Genomic DNA, 23,296 nt, shown 5'->3' on the forward strand with positions numbered 1-23,296 from the left:
AATACAATTACTCCTTAAGCTGAGCTTCTACATAGTTAAAAACCTATTTCCCGCTATTACCGTAGTTTGTTAGGACCCTTGCTGATGGATCATCAACTTGACATCCTGTCCAAGTTTTGTTAGGCATCCAATAATTTGATACTAGATGTGAGTGACCTTTATAATACTTTTCAAATATTTCTCTATAAAGTAAAGATTCCTTTGTAAAGGGTCTTGCATGATCGTATTGTTTTACTTTTTCTTCAAATTCAGTATCAGTATATACTCTTTCCGCATAATCTTTTAAATGATCTACTAAACTATGGCCAACAGCATCACTAAATGCTGCTTTATCTCTGTAGAGAATTTCATCAGGTAAGTAATCACCTTCAAACGCTTTTCTTAGAAGGTATTTACCCATCTGCTTTTTATTCATTTTGTGTTCAGGATTAATACTTAATATATAATTTACAAATTCAATATCACCAAAAGGAACTCTTGCTTCTAGTGAGTTAGAAGCTAAGCATCTATCTGCACGTAAAACGTCATACATATATAACTCTCTAACTCGTTTAATTGATTCTTTTTGGAACTCATCTGCATTTGGAGCGAAATCTGTATATTTATATCCAAATAATTCATCACTGACTTCTCCAGTGAGTAAAACTTTAATATCTGTATTTTTATTAATGTATTTTGAAATTAAATACATTCCTATACTTGCTCTAATTGTCGTAATATCATAAGTTTCAAGTGCATATATTACTTCTTCAAGTGAATCAATTATATCTTTTTGAGATATCCTAACCTCTGTATGATCTGTCCCAAGGTAGTCAGCAACAATTTTGGCATACTTTAAATCAATTGGATCTGTATCCATACCAATACTAAATGTCTTAATCGGTTTTGACATTACTGATTGAGCAATGCTACAAACTAAACTAGAATCCAATCCTCCACTAAGTAAGAAACCTACTGGTGCATCTGAGTCAAGGCGTTTTAGAACCCCTTTAGTTAATAACTTGTTAATACTTTTTAGCGTTTCATCTTTAGAAGATGAATGAAAATCAATAATATCTGTTACATCTGAAAATTGAATGAATTCACCTTTATAATAGTAATGACCTGGTGGAAAAGGATAAACCTTTGTGACAAGATTAATAATAGCCTTCGCTTCACTTGAAAAAATAATTTCTTGTGATTCAAGAGAGTAACCATAAAACATTGGTCTAATACCAATAGGATCTCTAGCGGCAATAAACTCTTTTTCATCTTTATCATAAATAACAGTCACAAACTCTGCATCTAACATTTTAAATGCTTCTAAACCCTTTTCTTTATATAAAGGTAAGATAATTTCGCAATCACTTGTGCTTAAGAAATCATATTTTATTCTCAATGACTCTTTCAATTGTCTAAAGTTATATATTTCTCCATTAGTAACAGAAAAACTTCCATCTATTTCAAAGGGTTGCATCCCTGAATCTGATATATCCATAATTGATAACCTATGAAAGGCAAATAATCCATTGTCTATCTCCAGTATCTCTGTTTTATCTGGACCTCTTTTTTTAATTTTCTGTACTCCTTGTAAAAATTCTTTATTTGATAATTTTTTAGATGTTGATACTACGAAACCACACATGTTCTTCTCTCCTTTGTGTAATAAAAAAAACAGTTATCTCCCATATTCAGGGACGAATAACTGTTAAATCCGCGGTACCACCCAATTTGTCAAATGTGTTTTGACCTCTTTATACTATCTATCAATAGCTGTAATTTGATAACGGGTTACATCCGACTTAATCTACTAAGAAAACTGTTCAATAAGTAACTCATGGGTGTTTTTCAAATAATAACACTCTCTAGGCTTTCACCATACCCTAGTTCGCTATACAGTAATTATTTATTTTACTTCTCCCAATCAAAGTAATTATTAGTATAGTACTGTATCATTTTGTTGATGTCAAGTTAAATTGAAATGAAAACGTTAATCAAAATAATATAAGTCAATTCAAATTTTATCCAAAAATGTGCGGTTTTAATATATATATACTAAATTTACATCTACAGAAGAAGTCATTTTTCACAATCAAAAATCTTGTTAACAGGATTCCATTTTATAATTGTTATCCATGTTTTTAACAAACTAGATAAAAATATTAAATATTTTAATTACTTACCTTAGTAAATTTGTCAAACAGTACACCAACTCCCATACCCACTAGTGCTGGTATTATCCATCCTAAGCCATCACTATATAGTGGTAGTTTATTAAATAAGTTAGTTAGAAAATCTAATTTAAGTCCAACTTTTGTTAAGCCCTCATAACTACTTACTACAGAGGTAAATAGGATTGTTAAACTATACACTTTTTTACTATTATGAAGATATTTATCTAGTAAAGATAATAAAATTAACATAATCGCAATAGGATAGATTGCGATTAATAATGGCTCTGAAACTTTTAGTATTTTTGTTAGCCCCATATTCGCAAGAATAAAACTTAGGAATGTAATGATTCTTATCCAGCTCTTATAAGAAACTTTATCACTTAATTGTGAGAAATATTGACTACAAGAAGTAACTAATCCGGTACTAGTTGATAGACAAGCTAATGTAAATGTTAAGGCTAAGATAATAACACCTACATCACCAAAAATATATTTAGTAATATTCGTTAGTGTCTGTGCACCATTTTCTACATCAGTAAATAAATTACTACTTAATGCACCTAAATGAGCAAGCATTGAGTAGATTAAGATAAGTAAAAAACCTGCAATTAACCCTGCTTTAACTGATGTTGAAATGACTTGTTTTTCATCAGTTATTCCTTTTGATTTAATAACTAAAGCCACAACAATCCCAAAGTTAAGCGCTGCGATTGTATCCATCGTTAAATACCCATCTAAGAAACCTTTAATAAATGGTGATGACATATAATCTTCAGTTGCAGAACCATACCCTACAACAGGTTTAAATACAGCTCCAAAAAACATAACAAACAGCAATAGTAATAGTGATGGTGTTAATACCTTGCCCAATCTATCAACTAATTTACTTGGTGATAAAGAAAGCCAGTAGACTACTAAGAAGAAAATAAATGTAAATAAAAATAAAGCTAATTCCGAAGATACACTTTCTCCTAAATACGGTGCAACTACCATTTCAAATGGCATACTTCCTGCCCGTGGAATTCCTAAGAATGGGCCAATTGATAAATATATTAAAATTGTAAAAACTAATGCAAATTTTTTATTTACTCTACTTGCAAGTTTTTCTAGTCCTCCTGATTTTGCTACTGCAACTACTCCTAATACTGGGAATCCAACTGCTGTAATACTAAAAGCACCCATTGCAATCCATGTATTTCCTCCTGCTAATTGTCCTAAAAATGGAGGAAATATTAAATTTCCTGCTCCAAAAAATAGTGAAAATAAAAATATACCGATAAGTAATGTATCCTTTCTTGATAACTTTTTCATATTGAATCCTCCTCTTTATTGTTTTTTTAATCAAGTCTTGTCAGTAATTCCTCATATTCTCTCTTTTCATAAAAAAAACCCGTCCCTTGAAAAACAAGGGACGGGTTAAAACCGCGTTACCACCCTAATTCCATAAGCTTGTCAAAAAAAAACAAGTTATAGCACTTAGTACGTATCAATCAATACGCTATTCTTTTTAACGGTGAAAGACGCCGTCAATACTTACTTATTTCAGTATTGCTTCTCAGAGATGATTTTCGATAAACTTCTGAACATTGGCTTTCAGCATAACGCCAACTCTCTGTAGATCATAATTTTACTTACTCTTTCTCTTCATAGAATTTATTTTTTTTATTGAATATATATTACATTTTTAATATTATATTGTCAACACTTTTTATAAACTTTTTTTTCTTGTATTTCTGTATAGATTTCTAATTTTTATTTATTTATTCTAATATATATAATATTTATCATATTTTTTTCTTTTTCAATTTGATAAAAATTATTTGTACATATTATTTATATTTTATTAAAAAACAATAATTTTGACCATTTTCAATCAAAATTCTTATTACTTTTAATAGACTAAGAAACAATGATAAACATAACTTCAATTTTAATTTTTTATTTTGATGATGATTTATGGTAAAATCTTTGTTAATGAGTATATTTGTAAAAAATATCAAGTCTTTAAAAATATATATTGATATAATACTAGTGTACATGTACAAAAAAGGAGACGGTAATATGAATTATTATGAGAGAGTAGATAATGCGATTAATTATATTGAAAATAATTTACATGATGAAATAATTATTGATGATGTAGCTAAAATGGCGTTTATGTCTGTAACGAACTTATATCGGATGTTTTTTGCCTTAACAGGATATTCAGTAAAAGAATATATCAGAAATCGTCGATTTTATAAAGCTAGTATTGATATAATTAATGGTTCAAATGTTTTAGATGTAGCGATAAAATATGGGTTTGAAAGTCATGAAGCTTTTACAAGATCATTTAAAAAGGTTACAGGAAAAACTCCTAGCTCTCTTAAAAAGGTTAAAAGACCATTTTTATTTGAAAGGATGAATATAATGGACAAATATTTTGAGATACAAGATAAAGAGTTATTAGATAAATATCCAGATATAAAAGTATTAAAAGAACTTCCTAAAATGCGTGTTGCTAGTTATTGTTATTATGGGAAAGAACCAGAAACAAATGCCTGGAATGTTATGAGTGAATGGCTACAAAGAAGTGGTCTGAGTATAGAAAAAGATAAACTTCGTTTCTTTGGTTTTAATAACCCAAGTCCTGGTCCAAATGATACAGAATATGGTTATGAAGTATGGACAATAATAAGTGATGATGTCGTTATTAATGATGATAAGATTAAAGTCAAAGAATTCCCAGGTGGATTATATGCAGTAACTAGTGTTAAAGGAGGAGAAGAGAATATTTTTCCTACTTGGCAACGGTTATCTAAATGGTTAAATGATAGTAAGTATACCTATGGAGGACATCAATGGCTTGAAGAACATCTAGGATTTAATGATGAATTTGAACATTTAGGTGGCTTAGATCTATATATACCTATTGAATTAAGAAAAGAATTTAATAATAAAGAATTAGTTGAGATTAAACCAATGAAATTAGCTTGTTATAAAGAAGTAGGAAAAGATGCTGTAAATAAAGCAAGAAAATTTTTTATAAAATGGCTAAATGATAATAATATAGTTAGAGATAATTTAAGTGTGATTGCTTGGTATAACCATGAAAGAGAAGGACTTGAGGATTATTTTTGTCAAATTGGTATATTTGTAGAGGAAGATTTTAAAATAAATGATGAAAGAGTTCAAATTATTGATTTTAAAGGGGGACAATATTTAGTAACTAAAAGTAAATTTAAACGTTTAGGGTATGAATGGAATGTATTTATAAAATGGATGCAAAATAACAAAAAATACAATTTTGGATTACATCAATTTTTTGAACAATATATAATTAATAATGGAAAATTAGAAATGGAATCAGATGTATTATTATATATGCCTATAACTAAAAACCACTAGCTTTGCTAGTGGTTTCTTATATTTATCATCATATCTATTCTATTTTCTAAAAAATTATAAAAGTTCAGGTGTTAAAATAGTTTCAAGAGGTTTGTGTATTACTAATTTAGCATAATTATCATATGGTGTAATTCCTTTACTTATTATTACTAAATTAGAACCTCTAAAATAATGGATTAAAGAAGCTGCAGGATTTACAAGAAGTGAAGTTCCAACAACTATTAACAAGTCAGCTTTTTCAATTTCTATTAAAGAATTATCTAATACACTACTTGAGAGTGCTTCTTCATAAAGTACTACATCAGGTTTAATAATACCACCACAATCACAAGTTGGAATTCCTTTGGCTTGTAATATTTTGGAAAGTGAATAACTTTTCTGACATTTAGTACAATAATTTCTGTGAATACTTCCATGTAACTCAATAACTTTTTTACTTCCTGCTAATTGATGTAACCCATCAATATTTTGTGTTATGATTGCTTTTACCTTTCCCATAGACTCTAACTCAGCTAAAGTTTTATGAGCAATATTTGGTAAAGCATCTAAACAAATCATTTTATTACGATAAAAAGTATAAAATTTATCGGGATACTCTTTAAAAAATGAATAAGATAATATTGTTTCTGGACTTATATCTGTCATGTCATTATCTTTATTATTATATAACCCATTTGAACTTCTAAAATCAGGAATCCCAGAAGGTACAGATATACCTGCACCTGTCATTACAACTATATCATTAGCCTTATTAATTAAATCTTTTAATTTTTTTATTTGATCCATAAATAATCACTTCTTTTTATCTTTATTAACTATCTAATATTAAACCATACATTAATTATTATTACACCTAAACTGTGATATGTCAATTAATTCTTGGTCCATGCTAGAAAAAGGACTTAGAAAATATAAAGAATAATTCTAATACAGTACAATTTAAAATCAATCATATAATATCAATGAATATACAATAACTTTATGTTATTGATATATTAGTTTCTTAAATTGATTGTCTTCAGTCAATTGTTTTAATTCAGGAACTCTTTTCCAATAGTTTGGATTATTTTCTAAAAGTCTTTTTTGTTCTAATATTTTATTTGCTACTACTGTTTTGTCTTTTGTTACTTCCCATAATGAACCTAAATACAATCCACAACTATAGGGATTAAGTTGTGATTTTAAATCAATAGAAATTTCAAAGTAAGTTATAGCAAGTTTATATCTTTTTAAATGGTAAAGTATACAGGCAAAATTATGATTTATACATCTAAAAGCTTTGTATGGTTCTCGATTTTGATTAACTTCTTCATATGAACGAAAATAATACTTTACTTTTGGTTTATTTTTATACTTAGTACATAAATCATTGAAATTAATTCTCCAATCATCAATCAAATGAACCATTTTATTGATAAGTTCATCAACTAAATATAAATCTTTTAATTCGTAAGCTACCATCATCTTCCGATTAAAAAATTCACCTTTTTCAAAATAGTAATTTATGTCACCATGATCTTCATTTACTATTTTTTCTAAATTATCTAGTTCTTGCAAGCATTGTTCATATTGTTTATTACGATAATAAGCTAATGTTAACGAACGAGATGTTTCAAATCTTATATGCCTATTTTCAGGACTATCAATGGAATATTTTCTAATATAGTCGATGATACTGATTAATTTATCTTCATCTTTAATTAAAAATATATCAAGCATCATTGAAGCATTAGATGTAATCCAATACCATTTTTCTTTTGGTAAATTAGAAATAATCCACTCAAAAAGACTAACTAAATCTTCTTTTACATCATTTGTAGCTTTTCTTTTTAACATAAATAGGTTATACCGTGCCCATGCCTCATCTTCTACATCTAATTCTTTTGTTAAGTATTGATTAAAGATATTAATCATTTCTTCATGTTGACCAATTCTAAATAATACTTCAACAGCAAAGTTAACACTATCTTTATTATAATTATTCGACTTAACTTCCTCTATAACTTTTTCTTTATATTGGGATAATTTCATTTTTAAATTAAACGTAGATGGATTATGACGAAACTGTTCAAAAATCACTTCAATTTCATTTAAAAGTTTCAAATCCTTCCCTTCTTTCTTTATATTATGTTTAGGAACAATTCCAAAGAGTTTTTCATTTTTTCTATACTCAACAGGTGTAACACCAAAAAGTTGTTTAAAAGCTCGTGTAAATGACTCATTTGAATTATATTGATATTTTATTGCGATATCAATTACCTTCATATCCTTATAAATTAAATCGATAGCTGCTTCAGATAATCGTCTTTTTCTTATGTATTCTTTTAATGTGTAATCCATCAAATCTTTAAAAATACGATGAATATGTGGTAAAGAAAAATAAGCAAAATTGGCTATATCTTCTAAGGATATATCCTCTGTTAAATGTTCTTCAATATAATCAATCATTTCATTAAATCGTTTAATCTCCATAGAATTCCTCCTCTTACTGTGGCCACAACCCTATTATATGTTATCAAAATAAATAGTACTTGATATTTTGTATCATAATCATTATATAACAATTAGTTACCTTTCAAAAACAAAAAAGCCCTAAAGGCTTTTAAATATTTAATCAATTCGTAACCAATTAATGTCTAACAAAGTAAGGACCAAAACTATTAAGTGTTTGTAATATTAAATTATGATTAGTTATTTTTGTTTTAATGCTTCTATTGGTTTTAATAATGAAGCACGAATGACTGGAATGATTGTCGCAATGAAAATAGAAAGAATACTTAGCAAGATCATTTTTAAGGCGATATCAAAATTAAATTGTACGATCTTATATTGAAAAACTCTACCCCTTACATAATATGGATGAATATTAATTAGCCTATTGCCAGCATATTGACCAAATTAAATAAAGATTTTATTGTTGCTTCCCCTCTGAATCTCTTACCCATTTAGCGAACAACTGAAGTCTAACTTCTGCTTCATTTTCAAAATCCCACTCATTTATGGTCTCCTTCTCAGTAAACCAACCTTTAAAAATATACCCCTCCCTTGAGGGATCAGTTGGTTTATCGATTTTATCTCCTTTTTCAGGTTGACTTGTCCAAAATAAATCCTGATTAGGTGAGTTATCGTAGTTGTAATAGAACGATACTGTTGAACGTTTTAATAAATCTCTATAATCATCCCACTCAGTCCCACTGTAATATTCATCATAAACTTCAAATGGGACATAAACAGTAATAATTCTACCGGGTTCGCGAGGAATAGCATAGCCTCCTACTTCCATAACACTAAGTGAATTAATGACTATCTTCTCTAACTTAGATGAATCCCGGAAAGCTTCTGGTAGGATAATTGTATCTTCTCCACTTAAAATAGCTATTTTCATTTGATCAGTATCAATACCTTTGTCCTTATCTGGTCCAAAACTAAATCCACCTATACCAACATAACTATACCCTTCAATATAAGCTGGAAATTCAACTACCTCTAATTGAAGACCTTCTTCTGTTAATCCAACAATTTCGACGTCTCCTTCAGTACCTTTAAAGCATTCAAAAATGTCATAAGTAAACAAATACTCCGGATCTCTTTCACAACTAGACATCATAAAAACTATGAAAACTAACATAAATAATTTTATAGTTTTAACATGTATCACCCCTTAACAATATTTATTTTTTCTAAGATTATATAGCATATTTCCAACTATATCAGTGTTATATTATGTATTTTGTCGTATTATGACGATAAAAAATATTTACCAATACGATTTAGCTGTGTTTATAAATACTTAATATATAGTAAAACTCACCTGTAACAAAAAAGAAATAAACTAATTATGGTTTATTTCTTCAAAGCAATCTCCATATATTAAGAATTAATTAATAAATTTTTTTAGATATATTGAAATCATTTCTTTTTTGCACGTAAAGCTTCATTTAGGTGTACTACATGATGTCTTGTCACTGGCATAAGCAAAATACCAGATACATTTTTTCTTCCCCAAAAGTCTATTAACCAGTTTGATGCTTCAACATTTAAAACAGCACCTTCATCTATGATACGCTGTAATTTTTCTTTTTCAAATTTTCTTTTCATATCATTTGATTTAATATTTTGGACTATCTGTCTTGTTTTTGTTCCTACCATTACTCTATAATTTTTTAATTCTTGACTATTAATTTCTTTACTAAATTCTAATATTTCTTCCTTTGTCATCGCATTTCCCGTATCAATAATATTAGAATTTATCTTTTCCTTCCAATTACCGATATTAAATATTTGTTCATCCTCAGCAACTAATAAATTCATTGTTATATCTTCTATTCTAGTTGAATGCCATAAGCTATACGCTATAGTTCTACCTTTTTCATTAATTGAAGTTCTAAATGTATTATCATCTAAATCTTCCCATAATTCATCTTCAAGTGTTTTTTCTTTGATTCCAGACATTAGAGATGAATGAACTCTTGCATGTAAACTTAAACATAGACTTTTACTTTCGTCTATTTTATCTTTTTTTTTAATAATATCCCTTAATTGTTTTAAATCCTGATTCCATAATTTTAAATCCATTTATCTATTACCTCCTAAAAAAACCTGAGTAACTGAAGAACCTATTGATTACATTATTTACACAAATATTATCTCTACTATAAATGGAAAATTATTTTTAGTTATATAATAACCATTTAACAGCTTCTAACAGATTATCTGCGATATAATCTGGATCAACATCTTTCCATGTGTCTCGATATTGCTCAAGTGAGCTTTCTCCCATCCTGTCTTCACTAATATTTTTATAGCTCCAACTTTGTCAGCTGCAACCATATCTGAACCAACATCACCTATAACAGCACATTTTGTTAGATCAAGATTATTCTCTTTCGCTGCTTGTAATAACATCCCAGGTTTTGGTTTTCGACATTCACAGTCACCATCATGAGGGTGAGGACAAACATAGGCTTTATCAAAACCATTAGAATTAAATTCATTAATAAAATCTTCAATCGTTACCTCTCCTCTTGAAATTCTATGTTGATTTGTAAAACCATATATTTTTATTCCTTGATATTTCAGCAGTTCAATCGCTTCTTCAGAAGAAGGATAAAGAGTAAAATTGATAGGATGAATAAAGTGACCATTACCACCAAGAGTTCCATCTCTATCAATAAAAACAGCTTCTATCTTTTTCATATAACCTCCATAATTTTAAAATCTATGATTTTATTATAATATATAGGTTCTCTATTTACAATATTACATATATATATTAATAATTTTAATTTTCTTTGTCATAACACCTAGTGTCAAGCAGCGTATACATAACTATATCCATTTCTTTAAAGAAGAATATAATTTACAATTTATAAATCTATTATGATATTATAATTCTTTAATTAGTTTCACTTTTAATGGACGTTTTGTTAAAAATTCAGCATTTTCATACATTGAACTCATTGGGTGATTATATGTATCAATATCAACCTCAATAGGTTCATCTATTATATATAAAAAACCTTTCTCTACACCATTGTGAAATATTTTTCCATCTGTTTCAGATAACCTAGTAGGTTTATGCGAAAATGCCTCAGCTAACTCTTTCCATTGTGTAATCGTACTTCCTTCACGTAATAAATTAAATTTTTTATTAGAACCATGATACCATAATTTTTTTGAATCAATTTCAATTATCATGCTTTCCTCCTAAATTTAAATATTTATATAATATGTTCCTAAGTTAAAATAGACGTCTATAAATGTAGCATATTAGATTTTATATTTTATTTATTTCATTCTTAAATATATTATATATTAATTATTTATTAGTCAATTCTTCTTTATATAATGAAGCTTGTTTCATAAACATTTCGTAATATTTACCAGTTTTATTTATTAATTCTTGGTGAGAACCAGATTCAATAATTTTTCCTTGTTCAACTAAATATATTCTAGTTGCATCAATGACCGTTGATAAACGATGGGAAATAAGAATAACTGTTTTATCTTTTGAACTATCAATTAATGTTTTATTGATTTCATATTCTGCAATTGGATCTAATGCACTGGAGGGTTCATCTAGTATTAAAATAGGTGCACTTGATGCAAACACCCTAGCTAATGCTAGTTTTTGTTGTTCTCCACCAGATAAAACCAAACCTTCATCATCAAATTCTTTAGTTAATCTTGTATTTAATTGATTAGGTAATTTCTCTATTTTTTCCTTTAATCCTGCTTTTTCTAAAGACTTCCAAACTAAAGTTATATCTTCTTCATTTTTAACTTTTCTCATTAAAATATTTTCTGCAACTGTGATTGAATATATTTGAAAGTTTTGAAAGATGGTCGCAAACATCTTTCTTAAACTGCCTTCATTTAAATCTTTATAATGATGTTCGTTTATGTAGATATTACCTTCATTCGGTAAATAAAACTTTAATAATAATTTAATTAAGGTTGTTTTACCTGCACCATTATGGCCGACAATTGCTATTTTTTCACCTGTTTTTACCTCTAAATTAATATCATGTAATGCAAAGTTTTCATCACTATTATATTTAAAATAAACATTTTCTAACTTTAATGAAGCTTTGTCATCATTAATTACATAACCTTTTCTCGTCTCCATATTTGGTTTATAATCCATAAACCAAATATAATCATCAATGTATAAACTATTATCTTTGATCTTATTCACAAAATACAGTAGCCAATCTACGTTATTGGTAAATTTAGTAACAGCACTAATTAATGAAGAAAAGTTTCCAATAGATATAGACCCTTTGAGAACTCTAAATCCTAAATAAGCATAATTAATAATATTTCTAATGATATGGTAAGATAAACTATTAATTGCATTTAAAACTCCTACTTTATTATAAACTGTACGATATTTTCTCTTTTCAACATCTGCACTTTCTTTGTATTTATTCATTAATACATTATTTATGTTTGTAGTTTTAACCTCATTTACATACTGTTCAAGATAAAATACACGGTTTACATAAGCATAACGACGTCTTTGTTTCTCAGTATCCTTACTATATTTATACATTATTTTATTTATTTTACCAACTACGTAAAACGATATTACACATTGTATTAAAACAAATATAATTAAATAAATATCTCCTAAAATAATGATACTACCAAGTGCTAATACATTCACAATTGATTCAATAAAATACATGAAATCATCAAATACATTAACCCCTTTAATATCCCCTTCTTTAAGAGCACGAGTAAATTGATCGAAAAATTTTGGGTCATCATAACATGAAACATCAACTAGTTTTGCCTTTTCAAACATCACTCGTTGCATCTTCATAGTATATACATACCTACATCTATGTCTTAAATATCTTTGATAAAACGTTTGAAACAACAAACTAAAAAAAACAATAATTGTATAGATAATTATGGGTTTTAATGCTTCATCAAAGGTTTGATTTTTAAAGATTAAATCAACGATGTCTTGAATAAACAATAATTGACTAACATTTAAAGCCACACCTGCGATGATCGATAATATTGAATAAAAAACCATCATGGGGACATACTTGAATACATATTTTATCATCAAAAAGTTATTTCTTAACACTTTACGCATCTTTATTCCCCCCATCATCTAAATAGTTCTTTGCTTGTACTTCAAACATATATTTATATTTTCCATTTTCTATTTTCATTAGTTCTTTGTGAGAACCTTCTTCAACTAACTGGCCGCCTTCAAATAAGTAAATTTTATCTGCTTTTATGGTCGTGGAAAGACGATGTGAAATAAAGATAAGCATTTTATTTTTGCCTAACTTAAACATATTTTCATGAATTTCATGTTCAGCAAGTGGGTCTAATGCACTTGATGGTTCATCTAAGACAATTAAATCATAATTTTGTGCATACACCCTTGATAGTGCTAACTTTTGTCTTTGACCACCAGAAAATATAGTACCCTCCTTTTCAAACTCTTTGGTTACCTCTGTATAAATACCATTTGGTAATAAATCTACATGTCGTTTTAGACCACTAAACTCTAAAGCTTCATGAACTAGTCTTTCATCTTCTTCTGATTCTACAGGTCGTAATAGGATGTTTTCTGCAATACTCACTGCATATATTTGAAAGTTTTGAAATACAGCTCCAATTTTTTCTCTGATGCTTTTAGGATTAATTTTTGTATAAGCATGATCATTATAAGTGATTTCACCTTTAGTTGGATCATACAATCTCAATAATAACTTTACGAGTGTTGTTTTCCCGGCACCATTGTGGCCTACAATTGCGATTTTTTCACCCTTTTTAATTTCTAAATCAATATTGGATAATGCATTTTTATTTGTATCATAAGAAAAATCAACATTATTAATGGTGATGGTATTCAATGGTTCAGCAATAACATCTCCATGCTCTTCAATGCTTCCTTTAATATCCATCACATCAAAATAGTATTTCGTGTATTTAGCTGAATATTGTATACCTGATAATGAATTAATAAATCTAGAAATAAAATTAGATAAAGATAAAGAAGCATAAACTAATCCTGCAAAAATAGCTTTATCAGTATTACCATGAATAGTTTGATAAACTAAAAATATTACCGCAACAATAAAGATTGAATTGATTAAAAAATCACAGAAAAAATTGTACTTAACTCTTCTTCTAAAGTAGTTATCACAATTTTTGGTGATTCTATTTCCTACTGTATCATTAATTTCAAGTAATATCTCATCCACATCAGTACTTTTTATATCCTCAATATGATCTTTTAAATAAAACGTTCTTCTTACATATGCACGTTCCCTAAAATTAGGTTGTTGTGTTTCATTTGATTCATAGATTAGTTCCACCACAATTGATTGAACTATAAAATAAATAATTGCTACTAGAAAAGCATAAATTGAAATAAAATAATGAACTTGAAATAGAACTGACAATAGATAAATACTACTGACAATACTGCCAATAAAGTTTACAACTGAATAATAAGACCTATTTAAAAAATCATAAGATTGATCAACTGCTAAGGTATATTTGTTTAAAAATTTATTATCTTCATGATTTTTGTAATCGATTGTATTTAACTTTTTAAACAAACTGATATTAACTTTTGTTTTCACTACGATTGAATATTTACTACTGAGGTATTGTTCAATAACATCACCCAACGCAAACAATATATAAATAATTCCTACAATTATAATAATTTTAAGAATTTCATGAAATCCTTTGCCTTCGGTGATTAATTTCACGATCTCATTTATTAAATAAATTGGAATAACAGTTATAACTAATTGACGTAAAACTGTATAAAAGCTATCAAATAAGTAAAATTTAGATAACCTAACGAATAAAGCAAAGGCTTTACAACTACTTTTTAATGTGCGCATAATTTCCCCCTATAACTAATATTAATATTCTAATAATTACTTAACCCAACTTTTTTAAATCATAACATCTTGTTTAATCTTCATATAATTAATGAATTTTTTAACAATTGTGTTAAAGTATTTGACCTTAGTATGATTACTTATATTTTTATTTGAATTATCTATTTCGTGTTAAAAAAGGGTAAAGTAATAGCTCTAATAAAATTGCTTTTTCCACTATTATTCACACCTATAAAAATTGCTAAATTATTTAGCATACATAAATACATCTGCATTATTTTTTCATGTCCATACCATTCAACTGTTGTTCTATCCACTACTAAATCAATAACATTCCCAGTATAAACCCTTTTGTTTTCTACATCTTCTCATACCTTCGACAATTGAGTATATTAAAAATGCAAATATATTAATATTGATATAACTATCTCCACCGATTCTATGTTCACTATCTTATTTTTCATTAATTTTGTGTATATTCTTGTCTAAAATTGGCTATTTTTGTCAAATAAATAAGCCTTTGATTCTATTATAAATCAAAAAAGCTTTCATTTCCATAGTTATAATTAAATTATTTACATAATTCGCATGTGAATTTCATGTGTCATCATGTCCAACTTGATACAATATTGTTAGTTAGATACCCATGTTGATACAATTTTTACTACATTTCTATAGCTCAACATCCCTCATCTTTGTTGTCTTGTCATTACTAAGTTTATTACTATTTTCACTGTGATACTTACTTTGCAACCTCAGATGCAATTAAAAAATAATTTACTCTTTCATCAACAGATAGATTACCCAAAATACGTTTATCCCATTTTGTCGAATCAAAATTATCAGCGCCATAAATAAATGTATATAAATTTAATTTTCTAAGGTTAGCAAATGCTTGAACCGCACTGATTTCCATTTCAACAGCTATGCAACCTTGTCTTTTTCTTTCTTCATATATTTCTTCTGTTTCCCTATAAAAAGCATCGGTAGTCCATATATATCCTTTAACGTAATCAACACCAATACTTTCTAATATATCAGACACGACATGTTCACACTTAATGTCAATAAAATCACTTGCAGGTTGATAATGATAACTTGTACCTTCATCGCGATAAGTTTTAGTAGGTACAATGATTTTTCCTGCTGTGATATTCTTATCTAAAACTCCACAACTACCATACATTACAATATTCTTTATATCTAAAGCGTAAGTAATTTCTTCTAAAATACCTACGGCTGTTGGGGCTCCAATCGGTGATAAATAAAAAAGAATATTAGGATTTTTTATGAGTTTAAATATTGAATACTTACCATGAGAACTACCAAATTTACGTTCTGGTATTTCTTCAATTAAATTATCGTCTAAAAGACCTTTAAATACTTTACTTTGGAAAGTCACAACTAAAGTTTTAAAGGATTGATGGTATTTTTCACAAAGATCACATACTTTAAATTTTTCTTTTGAATTTTTGAATGTGTTCTCAATTGCCAATTAAATCAACTCTCTTTCAAGTTCCTTATTTGTGCAATTTTCAAATAGTGTCTAAAGACTTAGAAGTTGTTCCAAATTGTTTAGTTTTCTTCATTAAACAAAGGTCTTATGCATACTTTATATGTACTTAACATTTTTGCTCAATGTTGTTTTTGTCTTAGGAATGAATGATATTATTAATTTAATTTAATCTTTACCAGCTTTACCATATTAAACATATCAGATATTTGCATAGTCAATAAAGTTTTCTTACTGCATTTGCGTAAACCATGCATCTATCCCCTCATGTTATAAACAATTATTTAATAGCGTCTTCAATAAGCCTGTTTAGTTCATTAACCAGTTCTTCTTTTACACTTCCAAACTCACTTTGATACTCTTTTGTTATACCACTTATAGTATATCTTACAAATAAATTCCTATAAAACCCTTGAATCGTAAAATCTTTAACATCCTTTAAACAAATTGAGTCTACTTTCCATTCATTTCTTCTTAAATATAAAACCGTACCCTTAACCCATAACGAATTACTAGCCTCAAAGACAATATAAGTCATAAACAAACAACCCAATAATGCAAATAAAAAAATAGCACCAATGTACAAGTTTGCTGAGTTGTTTCCTGATATAAAGGACATAACAAATAGGACTGTAATAATCAAACCAATTATGTCGCAGATTATTAGCAGCAACAAATAGTTATTTGGATCTTTTGTTTTATGTAAAATTCTTCTCTTCAAAATTATCACCTCACACCACATATTATATAATATAAAATTAAAAAAGCCAATTTCTCTTGAATTGATCCCTTATATAAAGTTAAGTTCAATCAGTGTGCAACTATTAACTTTTCTCCTTAAAAGTCTGATTCACTAATGAATTACGGCTTATTTAAAGCAAAAAGCAGCACTAGTTTGCTGCTTTTTATATTATTTCTCTTGATATTGTATCTGATAGAGCTTGTAATAGTGACTGCGATTGGCTAATAGCTCTTGATGGCTTCCCTGCTCGATTATACGACCTTTATCGAGTACAATTATACAATTTGCGTGTTGAATTGTAGATAACCTGTGAGCTATTGTAATAATGGTTTTTCCTTGTGTAAGTTCTGTAATAGCAGATTGTATAGGTTCTGCAAAAATATTATTTAAAATAAAATCCTCTAGTTTTATCATATACCAGAGGATTAATTTTTACAATACTATATATAAATAATTTTACATTATTGGTAATGTTTGGTATGCTGGGACGTGCATTACTACATCCGCAAATTTCAACATGTTCTACTGAAACAAGACCTTTATTAATTACAACACCCGATCAAACTATAATTGAACCAGAACTTATTAATTTTCAGTTTAAATGTTTTCAAGACATTTTACTTTTTTTAAAATTACATTTAATATGTCCATTATTTTTCTATTATTTCCTATACATTTATTCCTTAATTTGAATTCATTAAACATTTGTATTTTAATCAAACAATATTTTTTAATATATATCTGGAAAAATTATATATCGTTGTGTGTCTCACAAAAAGTCAAGCAGTGACATGTATAATATATCCGCTACAATTAAAAAGAAAGATATATATAATAATCTTAATAACATTAAAAAAAAATATTAAACTTATGGTATTAAAATAAATTAAAAGGTTTTATTAACTATCTATCTATTTAGCAAAATAAAAACTACCACTTATAAAGTGGTAGAAAGTTTTATTATTCATCTTTTTTTATTATTTCTTCATTGAAAAGTTTTTTTGCCTTTATTACCTCTTCAACTAGACCTGATGTTGATGTTGCAGATTTTTGAATTTCAACTAAAGCTCGGATAATTGATTGTTGTGCATCTATCATACCATTTTCGATTGAGATATTTAATGATTCAGTTAATCCTGTAATTACATTAGAATTTATTGTGAAAGTATCAACTTTAGGATTTATACGATCAAGCATATCTCTTAAAAGATCAATTAACTTACGATTTGTTTCTTCTCTAGCAACTATTGATTGCAACTTGTCATCAGACATATTTGCTACAAATTTATATAAATCTTTACCTTGTTCTGTAATTTCATCAATTTTCTTAATAATATATGTTATATCTAATTTTTGTTCATTATTATTCATTTTATTTTCCTCCAAAATATAGTTTTTTGGTGGACACACAAGGCATATTTTATTCTCACCAATGAAGCGTGCCCGACCACTTTTCACAAGACCTTTTGCCCTTTTGGGATAGGTCGCTTCATATTCATTACCTTGCTCATCTATGACATTTACGTTTTTTATAATGGGTATCTCCCCCTCTGTCTAAAATTGCAATAATATCAATTACTGTTTTTTGTTATGAGTGTCACTCCTAATTGATAATTTAATTAAAGCATCATATATATATTCAAGCAATATTTTTTAAGTTGTATTTGGAAAAATTATATATCGTTGTATGTCTCACAAACGGTCAAGCTGTTCATTACTATATCCACTACAATTACAAAAGTAGGAATTTACAAACAATAAACACTATATAAGCATCTTGCTAAGTTTATTGAACAATATGCTTTTAATTCCTCTTTTAAAGAATTAGCAGAATGGATGGAAAAAAATAACGAACCTGAAGAAGCAAAATGGGCTTATGGAGAAGCTAAAATTTAGGATAATATAATCGAGTAGGAAGAAATAAATAGTTTTCTATTCATTTCAGACCTCTCACACCACCGTACGTACCGTTCGGTATACGGCGGTTCAATATGTTATCTAACAGATAAATAATATTCGGTCATTGATATTAGACCACGATGTTCTAATCTTTTATTTGTAATCGTAGTTGTTAAGATAAAGCTATGTGCGATTCGCGCATAGCTTTTTCTACTGTTTGCGTATTCCCAAGCCTTTTGACGACTTGCACCTAGTTTCTTTAGGGATTTAAATCGTTTCCCAATCCTTTTCCATGCTTTCCAAATACACATTCTTACACGAAATCTTATTTGTTCATCTAATTTCATCAATAACCATTTCATATCGGCTACTTTATAATAATTAACCCAACCTGTTATAAGTTGTTTTATTTTGAGTAACCGATAATCTAAACTGATACTCCATCTTCTAGATGTTAATTTCTTAATCTTTTCTTTTATTCTTTTAATTGATTTTGGATGTACTTTGATTCTAACTTGTCTGTGCCTGGGATTGTAGTAAAAGCCAAAGCCTAAAAATTTGATTCCTTTATTATAGTAATCTACTTTGCTTTTACTCTGATTAACTTTGAGTTTTAACTTCTTTTCAATAAAGTTAGTTATACTCTCCATTACTCTTTGTCCTGCACGTATACTTTTTACATATATATTACAGTCATCGGCATATCGTACAAATCTTAATCCTCTTTTAGTTAACTCTTTATCTAGTTCATTAAGCATGATATTTGATAATAATGGACTTAATGGTCCTCCTTGTGGTGTTCCTTCCTCACTATCTATTACGACTCCATTTATCATGATACCACTAACTAGATATTTCCTTATCAAACTCATTAAATCACTATCTTTAATTGTTAAAGATAATATTTGCATGAGTTTATCATGGTTAACCTTATCAAAGAATTTCTCTAAATCCGTATCAACTATTACTTTGTAACCATCATTTAAATACATTAAACTTCTCTCAATTGCCATATGACAACCTCGATTTGGTCTAAATCCAAAACTAGAGTCACTAAATTGTTTCTCAAATATTGGTGATAGCACTTGATTAATGGCTTGTTGAATGATTCTATCTATAACCGTTGGTATTCCTAGTAGTCTTACCCCACCATCAGGTTTTGGTATTTCTACTCTCCTAACGGGGTTAGGTTTATACTTTCTATTTCTTATGGCTCTTTTAATTTCATCACCATGTTTCATAAAATGTAATCTTCCTTGTTCAACATTCATCCCATCAATTCCAGCAGCACCTTTATTCTTCACTACTCTAGCGATGGCTTCATTTAAATTGCAGTTACTTAAGATTAATTCTAGAAGATTTTCCATTAGTAATTGCTCCTTTCATTGTTAAGACCATACTGTTTGTCCTAAAGGCTCCTAGGTTCCTTACGATACCATCGAAGTTAGGCAGGTAATCCTGATTTTCTACTGTTCATATAGTCTTATAATTTACATTTACAATTAAACATACTGTTTCGCCCTTCGGTTTGGACCCTACTATGGCTCTGCTGACTTCTCACGATAAATCTTTTTCAACCACGCTCGTGACGTGTCCATGAGATCTCCCAGGGTAAATCTATTCACTTTCATTTCATATACTCGCCACATTTACGTGTATTATTGCTTTGATGACTACGGACTTTGTTTTGTTAAGCAAACTCATCCATAATACCCGCCTGATGTGATTTGTGTTCCTCGAGCCAAAATTTTGCCTCCTACTTCCTTCAGACCCTACTTCGCAATAGGCGCCCTTGTACTTGGCTAACACTTTAGTCATCTTCCCGTGTAGTGGACTTTCACCACCTAGTTAATAGACATGCCTGGCACACTTAATAAAGGAGATAATGAAGTTCATTATCTCCTTTTATTTATATATATTTAATAAATTTCTATTATTAATGTCCGTCACATCAATAGTCAAGCAGAATCGTATATAACTATATCCGCTAATATTAACAAGAAAATCATTAACTTGAATTAACATTATATTAATTTATCAGAAATCAAATTATATATTATATTCGAAGGTACTTTGATCATTTCCAAAGATAAAATCAGCAAAAGGCTCTAGTCTTTTTAAATTTCTAAAACCTAACTTTTCATGAAGACTTATTGATGGAATATTCTCTTTTTCAATATAGGCATAAACATGCTTACCTTTATTTTCTAAAGCCATATTTATTCCTATCTTAATGATATTTGTTGCGATACTTTGTTTTCGATACATTTCATCAATAATTAAATCACCAAGGTACCATTGCATTCTATCTTTAGGATTCTGCATAAAAAAACAGTATCCTACAATATCTTTCATATCATTGTATGCTACAATTTCAAACCACATTGTTCCATGAATTTCTCCAAAATTATTTTTCTTCATCCAATCAACTGTACGTATAATTTTTTCATCAGGTGTATTCCACCGAAGTTTTGCTACCTTTGCAAATGTTTCATCACATTTCTCATGCAAAGATATATATGTTTTATAATCAATATTTTTATTCATATAAATACCCACCCCTCTAATAAACTATTCTTATATTAATTATATAGTATTATTTTGAAAATGTAAGGGAGAGAATAATTATAAATAATAATTCGGTTTTATTTTTCGTTATGAACCAAGTTTCACACATATTTTTATTTATAATCTAAAAAACATCAATATTAATTATTTTTTATACAGACAATTTCGACGGTGAGAGTAGAACCCGCGTCTAGTTATAAGAAAAGACTAGGTTAATTAACTGTATTTAGATATTTCAGAAAAATATTTCCTATGAGATGTAACACTACCATTTTATAATTTATTCATTATTTTTTTTAACCATCCCACTCTATTATTATAAGGAGGATATTTGAAAGTCAAATCAAACCAAAATCTCTTGTGCAAGATGCTTTTTTCATGACTAAAAGTATCAAACGATGCTTTTCCATGATAATTACCAACGCCACTTGTTCCTACACCTCCAAAAGGTAGATAAGGGGATGTAAGATGCATGACTGTGTCATTTACACATCCTCCACCAAATAAGATATTCTGATGTATATTTTCAACCATTTTCTTATTATTAGTAAACAAATATAACGCAAGTGGATTTGGAAACTTACTTGTTATATTATAAATATCTTCTTCTGTTTCAAAATCAAATACCGGTAAAATAGGACCGAATATCTCCTCTTGCATTATATTAGAATCCATTTTAGGACTATCAATCAATGTTGGCGAGATATAGCGTTCTTCACGATTTGATATACAACCATAAATAACAGATTGTTTTTCTAAGAGTGATGATAGCCTATCAAAATGTTTCTCGTTAATGATTCTTGGATAATCTGGACTTAAAATAATGTTGTCACCATAGAAACTTTGAATAGTTAATTTAATAGCGTTAATTAGATCATCCTTTATATCTTTGTGAACTATTAAATAATCAGGAGCTACACAAGTTTGTCCAGCATTTAAGAATTTACCCCAGACAATCCGTTTTGCAGCTTTATCTATGTTAACTTTTTTATCGACGATTAATGGACTTTTACCACCAAGTTCTAATGTAACAGGAATAAGATGTTTAGATGCTTTTTCCATGATGATTTTTCCAACTGCTACACTTCCTGTGAAGAAAATATAGTCGAATTGGAGTGCTAATAAAGCCTCACTTACTTCTATTCCACCATTAATAACTGTAATATATTTTTTTTCAAAATTATTATTAATCATTTTCTCTAAAACTAGTGCTGTATTTTTTGATATTTCTGAGGGTTTTAAGACCGCACAATTTCCAGCAGCGATTGCACCAATTAGTGGTGAAAGTGCTAATTGAAAAGGATAGTTCCAAGGTGCAATAATAAGCGCAGATCCATAAGGTGACTTCTTTATATAACTTTTAGCTTTAAAATTCATTAAATTTGTTTTAACTTTTCTGTTTTTAGACCACTTTTTTAAATGTTTAATTGTGTAATTGATTTCTTGTATGACTACACCTATTTCAGTTTCATATGCCTCAAACTTTGACTTTCTCAAATCTGAATATAGTGCATCAATTATTTCAGATTCATACTCTTGTATTAGTTTCTTTAACTTCTTCAAGTTTTCTATTCTAAACTCAAGTGATTTTGTTATATGTGTATTAAAAAACTCTTTTTGCTGTATAACAATTTCTTTCATATTATCG

At 28.3% G+C, this 23,296-nt stretch carries 16 protein-coding genes, 1 pseudogene and 2 other annotated features; of the genes and pseudogenes, 1 reads left to right on the forward strand and 16 read right to left on the reverse strand.

From position 1 onward, the window contains the following. Nucleotides 1-43 precede the first annotated feature (43 nt). Nucleotides 44-1,624 (reverse strand): asparagine synthase B, encoded by a 1,581-nt coding sequence (asnB, locus tag KHQ81_07580; protein QVK16777.1) that lies wholly within the window; start codon nucleotides 1,622-1,624, stop codon nucleotides 44-46. A 45-nt stretch (nucleotides 1,625-1,669) separates the two neighbouring features. Further along, nucleotides 1,670-1,916 (reverse strand) — a binding site (T-box leader). 234 nt (nucleotides 1,917-2,150) lie between these two features. Further along, nucleotides 2,151-3,464 (reverse strand): branched-chain amino acid transport system II carrier protein, encoded by a 1,314-nt coding sequence (brnQ, locus tag KHQ81_07585; protein QVK16778.1) that lies wholly within the window; start codon nucleotides 3,462-3,464, stop codon nucleotides 2,151-2,153. 93 nt (nucleotides 3,465-3,557) lie between these two features. Next, nucleotides 3,558-3,810: a binding site (T-box leader), on the reverse strand. Nucleotides 3,811-4,214: 404 nt separating this feature from the next. Here brnQ and KHQ81_07590 point away from each other — a divergent pair. Further along, a complete protein-coding gene (locus KHQ81_07590) occupies nucleotides 4,215-5,540 on the forward strand; it encodes an AraC family transcriptional regulator (GenBank protein ID QVK16779.1) in 1,326 nt (441 codons plus the stop codon). Between the two features lie 54 nt (nucleotides 5,541-5,594). Here KHQ81_07590 and KHQ81_07595 read toward each other — a convergent pair whose 3' ends face one another. The 14 genes and pseudogenes from KHQ81_07595 to KHQ81_07660 all read right to left on the reverse strand — a co-directional run bounded on the left by KHQ81_07595 (nucleotide 5,595) and on the right by KHQ81_07660 (nucleotide 23,289). Then, the gene (locus tag KHQ81_07595; GenBank protein QVK16780.1) at nucleotides 5,595-6,326 is read right to left on the reverse strand and encodes an NAD-dependent protein deacylase; all 732 of its coding nucleotides are present in this window, start codon (nucleotides 6,324-6,326) and stop codon (nucleotides 5,595-5,597) included. 198 nt (nucleotides 6,327-6,524) lie between these two features. Continuing rightward, entirely contained in the window at nucleotides 6,525-8,012 is a 1,488-nt protein-coding gene (locus KHQ81_07600) for a helix-turn-helix transcriptional regulator (GenBank protein QVK16781.1), read from the reverse strand. 439 nt (nucleotides 8,013-8,451) lie between these two features. Continuing rightward, the gene (locus KHQ81_07605; GenBank protein ID QVK16782.1) at nucleotides 8,452-9,114 is read right to left on the reverse strand and encodes an InlB B-repeat-containing protein; all 663 of its coding nucleotides are present in this window, start codon (nucleotides 9,112-9,114) and stop codon (nucleotides 8,452-8,454) included. 335 nt (nucleotides 9,115-9,449) lie between these two features. Further along, on the reverse strand, nucleotides 9,450-10,115 hold the full coding sequence (locus tag KHQ81_07610) for a DinB family protein (protein ID QVK16783.1): 666 nt from the start codon (nucleotides 10,113-10,115) through the stop codon (nucleotides 9,450-9,452). Between the two features lie 97 nt (nucleotides 10,116-10,212). Further along, a pseudogene (locus KHQ81_07615) lies at nucleotides 10,213-10,736 on the reverse strand (HAD-IIIA family hydrolase). Nucleotides 10,737-10,925: 189 nt separating this feature from the next. Beyond that, nucleotides 10,926-11,237, reverse strand: coding sequence for a hypothetical protein (locus KHQ81_07620; GenBank protein QVK16784.1), 312 nt, complete (start codon nucleotides 11,235-11,237; stop codon nucleotides 10,926-10,928). 121 nt (nucleotides 11,238-11,358) lie between these two features. Continuing rightward, nucleotides 11,359-13,149, reverse strand: a complete 1,791-nt coding sequence (locus tag KHQ81_07625; GenBank protein ID QVK16785.1) for an ABC transporter ATP-binding protein — start codon at nucleotides 13,147-13,149, stop codon at nucleotides 11,359-11,361. Beyond that, nucleotides 13,142-14,926 (reverse strand): ABC transporter ATP-binding protein, encoded by a 1,785-nt coding sequence (locus KHQ81_07630; protein QVK16786.1) that lies wholly within the window; start codon nucleotides 14,924-14,926, stop codon nucleotides 13,142-13,144. Before KHQ81_07630 ends, KHQ81_07625 begins: the two co-directional genes overlap by 8 nt. Nucleotides 14,927-15,668: 742 nt before the next feature. Then, nucleotides 15,669-16,421: a nucleoside phosphorylase gene (locus tag KHQ81_07635; protein QVK16787.1), complete on the reverse strand. Its 753-nt coding sequence runs from the start codon at nucleotides 16,419-16,421 to the stop codon at nucleotides 15,669-15,671. Between the two features lie 298 nt (nucleotides 16,422-16,719). Continuing rightward, on the reverse strand, nucleotides 16,720-17,160 hold the full coding sequence (locus tag KHQ81_07640; protein QVK16788.1) for a hypothetical protein: 441 nt from the start codon (nucleotides 17,158-17,160) through the stop codon (nucleotides 16,720-16,722). Between the two features lie 981 nt (nucleotides 17,161-18,141). After that, nucleotides 18,142-18,552 (reverse strand): hypothetical protein, encoded by a 411-nt coding sequence (locus KHQ81_07645; protein QVK16789.1) that lies wholly within the window; start codon nucleotides 18,550-18,552, stop codon nucleotides 18,142-18,144. Between the two features lie 623 nt (nucleotides 18,553-19,175). Then, entirely contained in the window at nucleotides 19,176-20,447 is a 1,272-nt protein-coding gene (ltrA, locus tag KHQ81_07650) for a group II intron reverse transcriptase/maturase (GenBank protein ID QVK16790.1), read from the reverse strand. A 682-nt stretch (nucleotides 20,448-21,129) separates the two neighbouring features. Then, a complete protein-coding gene (locus KHQ81_07655) occupies nucleotides 21,130-21,627 on the reverse strand; it encodes a GNAT family N-acetyltransferase (protein QVK16791.1) in 498 nt (165 codons plus the stop codon). A 294-nt stretch (nucleotides 21,628-21,921) separates the two neighbouring features. Beyond that, complete coding sequence (locus KHQ81_07660; GenBank protein ID QVK19590.1) at nucleotides 21,922-23,289, reverse strand: aldehyde dehydrogenase; 1,368 nt, start codon at nucleotides 23,287-23,289, stop codon at nucleotides 21,922-21,924. Nucleotides 23,290-23,296 lie beyond the last annotated feature (7 nt).

It is taken from the genome of Mycoplasmatota bacterium (assembly GCA_018394295.1).
Lineage (GTDB): Bacteria > Bacillota_I > Bacilli_A > Haloplasmatales > Haloplasmataceae > JAENYC01.

Coding starts and splice junctions, on each gene's coding strand:
- KHQ81_07630 (QVK16786.1), bottom strand. CDS start 14,926: ATGCGCACATTAAAAAGTAGTTGTAAAGCCTTTGCTTTATTCGTTAGG.
- brnQ (QVK16778.1), bottom strand. CDS start 3,464: ATGAAAAAGTTATCAAGAAAGGATACATTACTTATCGGTATATTTTTA.
- KHQ81_07645 (QVK16789.1), bottom strand. CDS start 18,552: ATGAATAATAATGAACAAAAATTAGATATAACATATATTATTAAGAAA.
- ltrA (QVK16790.1), bottom strand. CDS start 20,447: ATGGAAAATCTTCTAGAATTAATCTTAAGTAACTGCAATTTAAATGAA.
- KHQ81_07610 (QVK16783.1), bottom strand. CDS start 10,115: ATGGATTTAAAATTATGGAATCAGGATTTAAAACAATTAAGGGATATT.
- asnB (QVK16777.1), bottom strand. CDS start 1,624: ATGTGTGGTTTCGTAGTATCAACATCTAAAAAATTATCAAATAAAGAA.
- KHQ81_07660 (QVK19590.1), bottom strand. CDS start 23,289: ATGAAAGAAATTGTTATACAGCAAAAAGAGTTTTTTAATACACATATA.
- KHQ81_07595 (QVK16780.1), bottom strand. CDS start 6,326: ATGGATCAAATAAAAAAATTAAAAGATTTAATTAATAAGGCTAATGAT.
- KHQ81_07625 (QVK16785.1), bottom strand. CDS start 13,149: ATGCGTAAAGTGTTAAGAAATAACTTTTTGATGATAAAATATGTATTC.
- KHQ81_07655 (QVK16791.1), bottom strand. CDS start 21,627: ATGAATAAAAATATTGATTATAAAACATATATATCTTTGCATGAGAAA.
- KHQ81_07620 (QVK16784.1), bottom strand. CDS start 11,237: ATGATAATTGAAATTGATTCAAAAAAATTATGGTATCATGGTTCTAAT.
- KHQ81_07600 (QVK16781.1), bottom strand. CDS start 8,012: ATGGAGATTAAACGATTTAATGAAATGATTGATTATATTGAAGAACAT.
- KHQ81_07590 (QVK16779.1), top strand. CDS start 4,215: ATGAATTATTATGAGAGAGTAGATAATGCGATTAATTATATTGAAAAT.